Consider the following 12,054-nt stretch of genomic DNA (forward strand, 5'->3'; position numbering starts at 1 on the left):
GGTTATTTCCCTTCGATCGTCAGCGCTTCGTTCACGAGCGCGGCTTGCTGTGCTTTGTGTTGGCTGGCCAGACCCGTTGCCGGGGAGGCGGAGGCGGCGCGTCCGACATAGGACGGGCGCGAGTTCTTGGCCTTGATGCGGCGCAAGACCCATTCGATATTCGGTTCGATGAAGGTCCATGCGCCCTGGTTCTTGGGCTCTTCCTGGCACCAGACCATCTCGGCCCCCTTGAAGCGCTCCAGCTCCTTGACCAGCGACAGCGCCGGGAAGGGATAGAACTGCTCGATCCGCAGGATATAGACATCGTCCAGACCCCGCGCGTCGCGTTCTTCCAGCAGATCGAAATAGACCTTGCCCGAGCACATGACGACGCGCTTGATCTTCTTGTCCGCCACCAGCTTGGTGGGCGAACTGCCCAGTTCGGCATCGTCCCACAGCACGCGGTGGAAGGACGAGCCTTCGAGGAAGTCCTCGCGGCGCGACACCGCCAGCTTGTGACGCAGCAGCGATTTCGGCGTCATCAGCACCAGCGGCTTGCGGAAGCTGCGGTGGATCTGGCGGCGCAGGATGTGGAAATAGTTGGCCGGCGTGGTGCAGTTGGCCACGATCCAGTTGTCTTCCGCCGACATCTGCAGGAACCGCTCAAGACGGGCTGAGCTGTGTTCCGGTCCCTGGCCTTCGAACCCATGCGGCAGCAGGCAGACAAGACCCGACATCCGCAGCCATTTGCGCTCTCCCGAGCTGATGAACTGATCGAACATGATCTGGGCGCCATTGGCGAAATCGCCGAACTGGGCTTCCCACAGGGTCAGCGCGTTGGGTTCGGCCAGCGAATAGCCGTATTCGAAGCCCAGCACCGCGTATTCCGACAGCGCCGAGTCGATGACCTCGTAGCGGGCCTGACCTTCGCGGATGTTGTTGAGCGGATAGTAGCGCTCTTCGGTTTCCTGATCGATGAAGGCCGAGTGGCGCTGCGAGAAGGTGCCGCGCGTACAGTCCTGACCGGACAGGCGCACCGGGTAGCCCTCGGTTGCCAGCGAGCCGAAGGCCAGCGCCTCGCCCGTGGCCCAGTCGAAGCCTTCGCCGCTTTCGAACATCTTGCGCTTGGCGTCCAGAAGGCGGTCAACGGTCTTGTGGACCTTGAAGTCGTCCGGCTTGCGGGTCAGGGCGGTGCCGACCTCGTCAAAGACCTCGTCCTTGATCCAGGTCTGACCGCGATCGTATTCTTCCTGACGCGGGTCCAGATGCGACCAGCGCCCGTCCAGCCAGTCGGCCTTGTTGGGCTTGTACTCGGTGCCGGCGTCGAACTCTTCGTTCATCTTGGCCTGGAAGGCGGCCTTCATGTCCTCGATCTCGCCCTCGGGGATCAGCCCGTCGGCGACCAGACGCTCGGTATACAGCTGAAGCGTGGTCTTGTGCTTCTTGATGGTCTTGTACATCGCCGGGTTGGTGAACATCGGCTCGTCGCCTTCGTTGTGCCCGAAGCGACGGTAGCAGAAGATGTCCAGAACCACGTCCTTGTGGAACTTCTGGCGGAACTCGGTCGCGACCTTGGCGGCGTGGACCACGGCCTCCGGATCGTCGCCGTTGACGTGGAAGATCGGGGCTTCGACCACCAGCGCGTTGTCGGTCGGATAGGGCGACGAGCGCGAGAAATGCGGCGCAGTGGTAAAGCCGATCTGGTTGTTGACCACGATGTGCATGGTGCCGCCGGTCTTGTGGCCGCGCAGGCCCGACAGGGCGAAACACTCGGCCACGACGCCCTGGCCCGCGAAGGCCGCGTCGCCGTGCAGCAGCACCGGCAGAACCGCCGTCCGCTCGGTGTCGCCCAGCTGATCCTGCTTGGCGCGGGCCTTGCCCAGAACCACCGGGTTCACGGCTTCAAGGTGCGAAGGGTTGGCGGTCAGCGACAGGTGGACCGTGTTGCCGTCGAACTCGCGGTCCGACGAGGCGCCGAGGTGATATTTCACGTCGCCGGAGCCATCCACGTCCTCGGGCTTGAAGCTGCCGCCCTGGAATTCGTTGAAGATGGCGCGGTAGGGCTTGCTCATCACGCTGGCCAGGATGTTCAGACGGCCACGGTGCGGCATGCCGATCACGATGTCCCGCAGGCCAAGCGCACCACCGCGCTTCACGATCTGTTCCATCGCCGGGATCAGGCTTTCGCCGCCGTCGAGACCGAACCGCTTGGTGCCCATGTACTTGACATGCAGGAATTTCTCGAAGCCCTCGGCCTCGACCAGCTTGTTCAGGATGGCGCGGCGGCCTTCGCGGGTGAAGGCGATTTCCTTGCCATAGCCTTCGATGCGTTCCTTCAGCCAGCCGGCCTGCTCGGGGTCCGAGATGTGCATGTACTGCAGCGCGAAGGTACCGCAATAGGTGCGCTTCACGATCTCGACGATCTGGCGCATGGTGGCCATTTCCAGCCCCAGCACCTTGTCGATGAAGATCGGGCGATCCATGTCGGCCTCGGTGAACCCGTACGAACGCGGGTCAAGTTCCGGGTGCGGGGTCTGGTCGTGCATCCCCAGCGGGTCCAGGTCTGCCACCAGGTGACCCCGGATCCGGTAGGCGCGGATGATCATCAGGGCGCGGATCGAATCCAGCACCGCGCGCTTGATGGTGTCGTCGCTGACCTCGACGCCCAGTTCCTGCGCCTTGGCCTTGATCTTGTCGCCCGCAGCTTTCTGTTCCTTGACCGGATCGGACCATTGCCCGTCCAGCGCGGCGGTCAGTTCGTCATTGGGCACCGGCGGCCAGTCGGCGCGGGCCCAGGACGGACCGGAAGCCTCGGCCCGCACGTCGCTTTCGGCATCCCCGAGCGCGCGGAAGAATTCAGCCCAGGCCGCGTCGACGCTGGCCGGATCGGTCGCGTAACGGGCGTAGAGTTGTTCCACATATTCGGCGTTGTGTCCCTGCAGGAAGGATGACGCATGAAAGAGGTCGTTGGGGGATTGATCGGTCATTTGATTGCCTCTTGCGGGTTAGGACCGGATTAGGGGCTGCCCAAAACGGGCGGGCAGGCGCGCCGGGGGAAGCGCGGGAAAATTCAGGGGCGCGGTCGATGACCACGCGTCGGGCACAGACCCGATCATGCCAGTTGCCCCGGACCGATCAACAGCCAATCCGGCCGGAAGGCCCGGCAGGTGGCGTGAAACGGAAGGAAACACTGCGATCATGGTGGCCTAAACATGTCGGGCGAGGGCCCGAAGTCCGGTTGCAGGGCGAGGGCGCGGCGGGACCGCACCCTCGGGTATCATTCGGGCGCCACGGGGGCGCGGGCCGGGGCTCAGCCCAGTTCGATGGCCTTCAGCACGGCTTCGCCCAGACCGGCGGGGCTGTCCGCCACGACGATGCCAGCGGCTTGCATGGCTTCGATCTTGTCCTCGGCGCCGCCCTTGCCACCGGCAACGATCGCACCGGCATGGCCCATGCGGCGGCCCGGAGGCGCGGTGCGGCCGGCGATGAAGCCCGCGGTCGGTTTCCAGCGGCCCTTTTTCTTCTCGTCCGCCAGGAACTGCGCGGCTTCTTCTTCCGCCGAGCCACCGATTTCACCGATCATGATGATCGAGGTGGTTTCCGGGTCGGCCAGGAACATTTCCAGCACGTCGATATGCTCGGTGCCCTTGATCGGGTCGCCGCCGATGCCCACGGCCGTGGACTGGCCCAGACCGGCGTCGGAGGTCTGCTTGACCGCCTCGTAGGTCAGGGTGCCCGAGCGCGAGACCACGCCGACCGAGCCACGCTTGTGGATGTGGCCGGGCATGATGCCGATCTTGCAGGCGTCCGGGGTGATGACACCGGGGCAGTTCGGGCCGATCAGGCGCGACTTGGAGGTTTCCAGCGCTTTCTTGACCTTCATCATGTCCAGCACCGGGATGCCTTCGGTGATGCAGATGATCAATTCCATCTCGGCGTCGATGGCTTCCAGGATCGAATCCGCAGCAAAGGGCGGCGGCACGTAGATCACCGAGGCATTGGCCGCGGTCACGTCCTTGGCTTCATGCACGGAGTTGAACACCGGCAGGTCAAGGTGGGTCGATCCGCCTTTGCCCGGCGTCACGCCGCCCACCATCTTGGTGCCATAGGCGATGGCCTGTTCGGAGTGGAAGGTCCCCTGCGAGCCGGTGAAGCCCTGGCAGATGACCTTGGTGTTTTCGTCGACAAGAACAGCCATTTTCTTAACCCTTCACCGCTTTCACGATTTTCTCGGCGCCATCGGACAGGTTGTCTGCCGCGATCACGTTCAGGCCGGAGGTGTTGATGATCTCCTTGCCTTTTTCCACGTTGGTCCCTTCCAGTCGGACAACCAGCGGCACCTGAAGACCGACTTCCTTGACCGCGCTGACCACGCCTTCCGCGATCACGTCGCAGCGCATGATGCCGCCGAAGATGTTCACCAGGATGCCTTTGACGTTCGGGTCGCTGGTGATGATCTTGAAGGCTTCGGTCACTTTCTCGGTGGTGGCGCCGCCGCCGACATCAAGGAAGTTGGCGGGCTCGGCGCCGTACAGCTTGATGATGTCCATGGTGGCCATCGCCAGGCCGGCACCGTTGACCATGCAGCCGATCTCGCCGTCCAGGGCGATGTAGTTCAGGTCGAACTTGGAAGCGGCCAGTTCCTTGGGGTCTTCTTCGGTCTCGTCGCGCAGGGCGGCGATATCGGCGTGGCGGTAGACCGCGTTGCCGTCAAAGCCGACCTTGGCGTCCAGAACCTTGAGGTTGCCCTCGTCGGTGACGATCAGCGGGTTGATCTCCAGCATCTCCATGTCCTTCTCGACGAAGGCCTTGTAGAGAATGCCCATCAGCGCCACGCACTGCTTCACCTGCGGGCCTTTCAGACCCAGCGAGAAGGCGATGCGGCGGCCGTGGAACGGCTGATAGCCGGTGGCGGGATCGACCGAGAACGACAGGATCTTCTCGGGAGTGGCTGCGGCCACTTCCTCGATGTCCATGCCGCCTTCGGTGGAGCACACGAAGGAAATGCGCGAGGTCTGGCGATCGACCAGCAGCGCCAGGTACATCTCGGTCTCGATGCCCGAGCCGTCTTCGATGTAGATGCGGTTGACTTGCTTGCCCGCCGGGCCGGTCTGATGGGTCACAAGGGTGCGGCCCAGCATCTTCTTGGCTTCCTCGGCGGCTTCTTCCACCGATTTGGCCAGGCGCACGCCGCCCTTTTCGCCGGCGTCAGCTTCCTTGAACGAGCCCTTGCCGCGTCCGCCGGCATGGATCTGGGCTTTCACGACCCACAGCGGGCCGTCCATCTCGCTGGCAGCAGTCTTGGCATCTTCGGCCTTGAGAACGACGCGGCCGTCAGACACCGGAGCGCCGTAGTCGCGGAGGAGGGCTTTCGCCTGGTATTCATGAATGTTCATGAAACTGTCCCGTCTTGGTTCATGTGATGCGCCTGACTAACCACAGGTCATTCACAGTCGGAAACACCATTTGGTCGCACTGACGGGGTTTTAGCGGGTTTTCCGGCGTTTGTGATCACAGCCAAAAAATTAGTGATCACAAATCAATTCCCGATGCGCGGGATGATAGCGGAAACACGCATTTTCCGGCGAATCACCCAGGGGGCGTGCGGCTGCCCGGGGTTGGGGGTACGGGCCGCTTGGGCGGTTTCAGCCGCGCCTGATCCGGAACAGGTTGCCCAGCCTGCCACCCAGATCATAGGGACGGGGCACATAGCCGGTGGCGTCCGGGTTCAGGGTCCGGTCCTCGGCCAGCAGGTTTTTCACATGGCGCATGAAGGCGCGGCCATACAGCTGTTCGGGCGTGATCGGCTTGCCGTTCTTGAACCGCATGAAGCGGCTGGCGTGCAGCACGCGGGGCGCGGTCAGGCGGGAGCTTCCGTGCTGCCACAAAGCCCGGTCGCGGGAGTTGTATTCCGGCGGCAGGGTCGCGACGCGCAGGCTGCTGTCATAAATCAATTCACGCAGGACCGGCTGGTCCTTGGGCGCGCCCGCCTCCAGCGCGGCAATGCACTCCATCAGCATTTCGGTGACTTCAGGGCTGCGCCGGATGCCCAGAAGCCCGCCGTTGAACTGCGGAAAGGCATTCGGGATCGGCTTGCGCCAGGTCTTGCGCGCGAACTTCTGGTTGCGGTTCTGCACATGGGCCAGCGCCACGTCGAACCGTTCCAGAACGTCGAAGATGTCCGAGATATCGCCGACAACCACGATGTCCACATCCAGATAGACCGTGCGTTCGAACCGCGAACGCAGCAGCGCCTCGAACTTCGGCCGGAACCAGCTTTTATCCAGGGCGTGCACCATGTCATAGGCGCTCTCGTCCACGGGACTGTCGGTATAGATGTCGATGGGGATGCCGGGAGAGGCTGCGCGCAGTGAGCGCGCAGCCCGGTCCGCGACCTTGGCAAACCGATCGCCCGAGGCTCCGAAAACGAAGCCGCAAGGGGCCGTGGCAGGTGTGCCGGTCGCGGTGGTCATGGCTTAGACCAGGGTATCGTCGATGCCCTTGCAGGCAGCCATCAGACCTTTGACAGCATCAACCGACTTGTCGAACATGACCTGTTCGTCCTTGCCAAGCTTGATGTCGATGACCTTCTCGATGCCACCGGCGCCGATCACGGTGGGCACGCCCACATACATGTCCTTCAGGCCGAATTCGCCGTTGCACTGAGCGGCACAGGGCAGGACGCGCTTCTGGTCCTTCAGGTAGCTTTCCGCCATTTCGATGGCCGAGGTGGCCGGTGCGTAGAAGGCCGATCCGGTCTTCAGCAGGCCAACGATTTCGGCGCCGCCGTCACGGGTGCGCTGCACGATGGCGTCCAGCTTTTCCTGCGTGGTCCAGCCCATGTCCACCAGGTCGGGCAGCGGGATGCCGGCGACGGTGGAATAGCGGGTCAGCGGCACCATTGTGTCGCCGTGGCCGCCCAGAACGAAGGCGGTGACGTCTTTCATCGACACGTCGAATTCCACCGACAGGAAGTGGCGGAAACGTGCGCTGTCCAGAACGCCGGCCATGCCGCAGACCTTGTTCGCGGGCAGGCCCGAGAACTGCTGCAGGGCCCAGACCATGGCGTCCAGCGGGTTGGTGATGCAGATCACGAAGGCGTCGGGGGCGTTGTCGCGGATGCCTTCGCCGACCGATTTCATGACCTTCAGGTTGATGCCCAGCAGGTCATCGCGGCTCATGCCCGGCTTGCGCGGCACACCGGCGGTGACGATGCAGACGTCTGCGCCGGCAATATCGGCATAGTCGGTGGTGCCGGTCATCGCGGCATCGAAGCCTTCGGAAGGACCGGATTCTGCAATGTCCAGGGCCTTGCCCTGCGGGATGCCGTCCGTGATGTCGAACAGAACGACGTCGCCCAGTTCTTTCAGAGCTGCGAGATGGGCAAGGGTGCCGCCAATTTGCCCCGCACCGATCAGGGCGATTTTGGGTCTGGCCATGAGTCTTGATCTCCGATCCTATGGATTGTGCGGGGTGCGTAGTCCTATTGCGACGTTGGTGCAAGTATCGCAGACGCGGCGAACCGCAGCAGTTAGCGCTCGCGTCCGGCAATAATTCCAAATAATCCGGGGGCAGTGACACACATCCGTTCGGTGGCCCCATGCAATTCGACCTGTTCTTTCTTACGGTGGCCTCGGTCGGGGTGTTGGTGGCCGCGGTGTCGAAGACCGGCTTCGGTGGCGGAGCCTCTTTCGCGGCAACGCCGATCCTGGCGTTGGTGCTGGAACCGGGACTGGCGCTCAGTGTGATGCTGCCGCTTCTGATGCTGATGGATGTGACCGGGCTGAAAGCCTATTGGGGCAAGTGGAGCCTGCGCGAATTCCGCATCCTGATTGCCGGGGCAATGCCGGGCATCTTCCTGGCCGCCGCCGTCTATGGCTTTGCCGACCCGGATGTGTTCCGCTTTCTGATCGGGACCATCGCGCTGTTGTTCGTCGGATTCCAGCTGGCGGTGGCGCAGGGCTGGGTCAAGGCGCGGACCGAGCCGCTGCCGCCGCGGATCGGTCTGCTCAGCGGGCTGGGCGCCGGCTTCACCAGTTTCGTGGCTCATGCCGGCGGGCCGCCGACGCTGATGTACCTGTTGTCGCAGGGGCTGCCCAAGGTGATGTTCCAGGCCACCACCGTGGCGATGTTCTCGGTGGTCAACGCGGTCAAGGCGGCGGTCTATACCGGGCTGGGCATGTTCACGCTGGAAGGCATGACCATCGTGGTGTGGCTGGCGCCAGTGGCGGTTCTGGGCGCTGTTCTGGGGGTGTTCGCCAACCGTGTGATGCCTGACCGGCTGTTCTTCGGCATCACCTATGTTCTGCTGACCATCGCCGGGTCAAAGCTGATTTGGGATGCACTCACGTAGTGGCTAAGTAAAAATCCTTCGGAAAACACGGTCCTTGCGCATTTTTGTTGCGCACCCCCTTTGCAGTTGCGGCATAAATATGGCATGGCGCAGAAAACGAATGAGGGAATCATGGATAATCTCGCGCGCCCCTACCGGTCCGTCCTTTACATCCCCGGCTCGAACGAGCGGGCACTGGAAAAGGCCAAGACACTGCCGGTGGATGCCATCATTTTCGATCTGGAAGACGCGGTCGCCATCGACGCCAAGGACAGCGCCCGCGACACGCTGGCCGCGGCCCTGAGCGCGGGTGGATATGGTCAACGTTATCAGATCGTTCGCCTGAACGGCATGGACACGGACTGGGGCCCGAAGGATCTTGAGGTGATTGCCGCCGTCGGCCCGCAGGCGGTGCTGCTGCCCAAGGTCGGCTCGGCCGCCGAGATCGCGGCAGTGGCGGCCAGGCTGGACGCCATTCCGGCCTGCGCCGAGACCCGCATCTGGGCGATGATGGAGACCCCGCAGGGCATCCTGAACGCCGCCGATATTGCTGCGGCGCCGCGTATGGGCGGCTTCGTCATGGGCACCAACGATCTGGCCAAAGAGCTGATGACCCGCTTCCGCGCGGATCGCGAACCGCTGCTGACCTCGCTGCAACTGTGCCTTCTGGCGGCGCGCGCCGCCGGCATCGCCATTGTCGATGGGGTCTACAATGCCTTCAAGGACGAGGCCGGGCTGCAGGTCGAATGCGATCAGGGTCGCGACATGGGCTTTGACGGCAAGACCCTGATCCATCCGGCGCAAGTGGCCATCGCCAACGCTGCCTTCGCCCCGTCCGAGGCCGAGATCGACCTGTCGAAACGGCAGATCGAGGCCTTCGAGGCGGCCGAGGCCGAAGGCAAGGGCGTGGCCGTGGTCGATGGCAAGATCGTTGAAAACCTACATATCGTCACCGCCCGCCAGGTTCTGGCGAAGGCGTCGGCGGTTGCAGCTCTGGAGGGCTGATCATGTTCCTTCTTATCCTGGGTCTGGCGCTGTGGATCGGCGCCCATGTGTTCAAACGGGTCGCGCCCGATCGTCGGGCTGGCCTGGGAGAGAAGGGCAAAGGTATGGTGGCGCTGGCCATCGGCACCGGTCTGGTGCTGATGATCCTTGGCTATCGCGGCGCGGATTACATCGAAGTCTGGTCGCCGCCGACCTTTCTGACTCATGTCAACAATCTGCTGATGCTGATCTCGGTCTACTTTTTCGGCATCGGCTCGTCCAAGGGCCGGCTGGCGCAGATCGTCCGGCATCCGATGCTGACAGGCGTCAAGACCTGGGCGTTTGCGCATCTGCTGGTGAATGGCGATCTGGCCTCGATCCTGCTGTTTGGCGGGATTCTGGGCTGGGCGGTGGCCGAAGTGGTGCTGATCAACAAGGCCGAGCCGGAATGGACCCCGCCCGCCGAGATCAAGCCGCGCGGTGACCTTGTCAACATCGGCATCTCGCTGGTGATCTATGCGGTGCTGGCCTGGGCGCACACTCTGTTTGGTCTTTCTGTTTTCGGGTGATCCATGAAAATCTATCGGTTCCTCAGCGAGGATGACACGAGTGCCTTCTGCCACAAGGTGACGGCGGCGCTGAACAAGGGATGGATGCTGCACGGCGATCCGACCTATGCCTTCGACGCGGCGCGTGGCGTGATGCGCTGCGGGCAGGCGGTCGTCAAGGATGCGCCGGGCGACTACACCCCCGACATCAAGCTGGGAGCGCAGTGATGGGCAAGACCAATCCGGGCCGGTTTTTCGAAGACTACCGCGTCGGCGAGGTAATCGCCCACGCGGTGCCGCGCACCGTGGCCGAGGGCGAGCGGGCGCTGTACCATGCGCTGTATCCGGCGCGGCATGCACTGTATTCCTCGGACATGTTCGCGCAGGATTGCGGGCTGGAAAGCGCACCGCTGGATGATCTGGCGGCTTTCCATGTGGTGTTCGGCAAGACTGTCCCCGACATTTCCCTGAATGCCGTGGCCAACCTTGGCTACGCCGAGGGCCGCTGGCTGGCGCCGGTCTGGCCCGGCGACACGCTGAATTCAGTGTCCGAGGTCATCGGGCTGAAGCAGAACTCCAACGGCAAATCGGGCGTGGTCTATGTGCGCACCACCGGCCTGAACCAGAATGGCGAGCCGGTGCTGGAATACGTGCGCTGGGTGATGGTGCGCAAACGCGACCCGGACGCCCCGGCGCCGGAAACCGTGATCCCCGCGTTGCGCACCGTGGTGGACCCGGCCGATCTGGTGATCCCCGAGGGGCTGGATTTCACCGGCTACAACTTCGCGCTGGCCGGAGAACCGCACCGCTGGGGCGACTACGAGATCGGCGAGAAGATCGACCACGTGGATGGCGTGACGCTGGAAGAGGCCGAGCACATGCTGGCCACGCGTTTGTGGCAGAACACGGCCAAGGTGCATTTCGACGCCACCTTCCGCCCCGATGGCCAGCGCCTGATCTATGGCGGGCACATCATCTCGCTGGCGCGCGCGCTGTCGTTCAACGGGCTGGCCAACGCGCAGATGATCGTCGGCCTGAACGGCGGCGCCCATGCCAACCCGGCGTTCTCGGGCCTGACCGTCAAGGCGTGGTCCGAAGTGCTGGACAAGGCCGAAACTTCCGCCCCCGGCGTCGGTGCCCTGCGCCTGCGTCTTGTGGCCACCAAGGACGGGGCCGAGCCCTTCGCGCTGAAGGGCGATGACGGCAAATACAAGCCCGAGGTCCTTCTGGATCTGGACTATTGGGCGCTGATTCCCATCTGAGGAGTCGCGCCCCGGAACGTGATCACAAAATTTTTCCTGTGATCACGTTTGCTGTCCGTTACCGCTAATTGCGCCAAAACACCGCGCCATTTGCGTGGCTTGCCGCGCTGACAGCTAGTGAAAAGCTGCTATCACCTATGCAGCAAGTGTATTCGATCCCGTGAAAGGATGACCTATGGCTGATGTGAACCGCGGATCCCGTCCGCTCTCGCCGCATCTGCAGATCTACCGTATGCCGCTGGCGGCCATTACTTCGATCCTGAACCGGATCACGGGCGTGGGTCTGCTGCTGGGCGCGCTCCTGTCCGTCTGGTGGCTGGTTGGTGCAGCGTCCGGGCCGGAGCATTTCGCCTTCGTCGACGGGATCGTCACAAGCTTCATCGGCGACCTGATCATGTTCTGCTCGGTCTGGGCGCTGTGGTATCACGCGCTGGCCGGACTTCGTCACCTTGTCTGGGACGCCGGCTATTGCCTTGAGGTCGAGATGGCCGACAAGCTGGCCTATGGCATCATCGGCGGCTCTGTCCTGCTGACCCTCATCACCGCGATCGCCGTCTGAGGAGACCGGAAAATGGCATATCTTACCGACCGCAAGCGCGCCGTGGGCATGGGCTCGGCCAAGACCGGCACCGAGAATTTCTGGCGGATGACCGTCAGCTCCTATGGCCTGCTGATCCTGACCCCGCTGTTCCTGTGCACCTTCGGGTCGCAACTGGGCCAACCCTATGAAGAGGTCCTGGCCCATTTCGCCCGCCCCTATCCGGCGGTGATCACCGCGCTGATGCTGGTGGCGGGCTTTCTGCACTTCATCCGCGGCATGCGGATGGTGATCGAGGACTACTCCCACGGCATGACGCGGGAATGGCTGATCATCGCCGTCACCTGCCTTTCCTATTTCGCCATGGGCATGGGCGTCTTCGCGCTTGTGCGGCTGGCCCTCTGATCTGAC

At 63.3% G+C, this 12,054-nt stretch carries 12 protein-coding genes; 7 read left to right on the forward strand and 5 right to left on the reverse strand.

What is annotated here, in order from left to right; genetic code table 11:
• Positions 1–2: 2 nt before the first annotated feature.
• The 5 genes from ACP15K_RS13990 to mdh form a co-directional block, all read right to left on the reverse strand.
• On the reverse strand, positions 3–2,966 hold the full coding sequence (locus ACP15K_RS13990) for a 2-oxoglutarate dehydrogenase E1 component (protein ID WP_193140499.1): 2,964 nt from the start codon (positions 2,964–2,966) through the stop codon (positions 3–5).
• A gap of 323 nt (positions 2,967–3,289) precedes the next feature.
• Positions 3,290–4,177 (reverse strand): succinate--CoA ligase subunit alpha, encoded by an 888-nt coding sequence (sucD, locus tag ACP15K_RS13995; protein WP_193140500.1) that lies wholly within the window; start codon positions 4,175–4,177, stop codon positions 3,290–3,292.
• Positions 4,178–4,181: 4 nt separating this feature from the next.
• On the reverse strand, positions 4,182–5,375 hold the full coding sequence (gene sucC / locus ACP15K_RS14000; RefSeq protein WP_193140501.1) for an ADP-forming succinate--CoA ligase subunit beta: 1,194 nt from the start codon (positions 5,373–5,375) through the stop codon (positions 4,182–4,184).
• A gap of 249 nt (positions 5,376–5,624) precedes the next feature.
• Positions 5,625–6,452, reverse strand: a complete 828-nt coding sequence (locus ACP15K_RS14005) for a glycosyltransferase (RefSeq protein ID WP_424990801.1) — start codon at positions 6,450–6,452, stop codon at positions 5,625–5,627.
• 3 nt (positions 6,453–6,455) lie between these two features.
• Positions 6,456–7,418, reverse strand: coding sequence for a malate dehydrogenase (gene mdh / locus ACP15K_RS14010; RefSeq protein ID WP_424990802.1), 963 nt, complete (start codon positions 7,416–7,418; stop codon positions 6,456–6,458).
• 161 nt (positions 7,419–7,579) lie between these two features.
• On the opposite strand from mdh, the gene ACP15K_RS14015 reads away from it, so the two are divergent.
• From ACP15K_RS14015 to sdhD, 7 genes are all read left to right on the forward strand, one after another.
• Positions 7,580–8,332, forward strand: a complete 753-nt coding sequence (locus tag ACP15K_RS14015) for a sulfite exporter TauE/SafE family protein (RefSeq protein ID WP_424990803.1) — start codon at positions 7,580–7,582, stop codon at positions 8,330–8,332.
• A gap of 111 nt (positions 8,333–8,443) precedes the next feature.
• Positions 8,444–9,316, forward strand: a complete 873-nt coding sequence (locus ACP15K_RS14020) for an HpcH/HpaI aldolase/citrate lyase family protein (RefSeq protein WP_424990804.1) — start codon at positions 8,444–8,446, stop codon at positions 9,314–9,316.
• 2 nt (positions 9,317–9,318) lie between these two features.
• On the forward strand, positions 9,319–9,864 hold the full coding sequence (locus ACP15K_RS14025; protein WP_424990805.1) for an NnrU family protein: 546 nt from the start codon (positions 9,319–9,321) through the stop codon (positions 9,862–9,864).
• A 3-nt stretch (positions 9,865–9,867) separates the two neighbouring features.
• Positions 9,868–10,071 (forward strand): DUF1737 domain-containing protein, encoded by a 204-nt coding sequence (locus ACP15K_RS14030; protein ID WP_193140507.1) that lies wholly within the window; start codon positions 9,868–9,870, stop codon positions 10,069–10,071.
• A complete protein-coding gene (locus ACP15K_RS14035) occupies positions 10,071–11,105 on the forward strand; it encodes a MaoC family dehydratase (protein WP_193140508.1) in 1,035 nt (344 codons plus the stop codon). Before ACP15K_RS14030 ends, ACP15K_RS14035 begins: the two co-directional genes overlap by 1 nt.
• A 175-nt stretch (positions 11,106–11,280) precedes the next feature.
• The gene (gene sdhC / locus ACP15K_RS14040; protein ID WP_193140509.1) at positions 11,281–11,664 is read left to right on the forward strand and encodes a succinate dehydrogenase, cytochrome b556 subunit; all 384 of its coding nucleotides are present in this window, start codon (positions 11,281–11,283) and stop codon (positions 11,662–11,664) included.
• A 12-nt stretch (positions 11,665–11,676) separates the two neighbouring features.
• Positions 11,677–12,048, forward strand: coding sequence for a succinate dehydrogenase, hydrophobic membrane anchor protein (gene sdhD, locus ACP15K_RS14045; protein ID WP_193140510.1), 372 nt, complete (start codon positions 11,677–11,679; stop codon positions 12,046–12,048).
• Positions 12,049–12,054 lie beyond the last annotated feature (6 nt).

It is taken from the genome of Fluviibacterium sp. S390 (assembly GCF_049800695.1).
In the GTDB taxonomy this organism is placed as follows: Bacteria; Pseudomonadota; Alphaproteobacteria; order Rhodobacterales; family Rhodobacteraceae; genus Meridianimarinicoccus.

What these genes read in the sequence shown, in the direction of transcription:
- ACP15K_RS13990 (WP_193140499.1), bottom strand. Translation starts at nt 2,966, where the DNA reads ATGACCGATCAATCCCCCAACGACCTCTTTCATGCGTCATCCTTCCTG.
- sucD (WP_193140500.1), bottom strand. Translation starts at nt 4,177, where the DNA reads ATGGCTGTTCTTGTCGACGAAAACACCAAGGTCATCTGCCAGGGCTTC.
- sucC (WP_193140501.1), bottom strand. Translation starts at nt 5,375, where the DNA reads ATGAACATTCATGAATACCAGGCGAAAGCCCTCCTCCGCGACTACGGC.
- ACP15K_RS14005 (WP_424990801.1), bottom strand. Translation starts at nt 6,452, where the DNA reads ATGACCACCGCGACCGGCACACCTGCCACGGCCCCTTGCGGCTTCGTT.
- mdh (WP_424990802.1), bottom strand. Translation starts at nt 7,418, where the DNA reads ATGGCCAGACCCAAAATCGCCCTGATCGGTGCGGGGCAAATTGGCGGC.
- ACP15K_RS14015 (WP_424990803.1), top strand. Translation starts at nt 7,580, where the DNA reads ATGCAATTCGACCTGTTCTTTCTTACGGTGGCCTCGGTCGGGGTGTTG.
- ACP15K_RS14020 (WP_424990804.1), top strand. Translation starts at nt 8,444, where the DNA reads ATGGATAATCTCGCGCGCCCCTACCGGTCCGTCCTTTACATCCCCGGC.
- ACP15K_RS14025 (WP_424990805.1), top strand. Translation starts at nt 9,319, where the DNA reads ATGTTCCTTCTTATCCTGGGTCTGGCGCTGTGGATCGGCGCCCATGTG.
- ACP15K_RS14030 (WP_193140507.1), top strand. Translation starts at nt 9,868, where the DNA reads ATGAAAATCTATCGGTTCCTCAGCGAGGATGACACGAGTGCCTTCTGC.
- ACP15K_RS14035 (WP_193140508.1), top strand. Translation starts at nt 10,071, where the DNA reads ATGGGCAAGACCAATCCGGGCCGGTTTTTCGAAGACTACCGCGTCGGC.
- sdhC (WP_193140509.1), top strand. Translation starts at nt 11,281, where the DNA reads ATGGCTGATGTGAACCGCGGATCCCGTCCGCTCTCGCCGCATCTGCAG.
- sdhD (WP_193140510.1), top strand. Translation starts at nt 11,677, where the DNA reads ATGGCATATCTTACCGACCGCAAGCGCGCCGTGGGCATGGGCTCGGCC.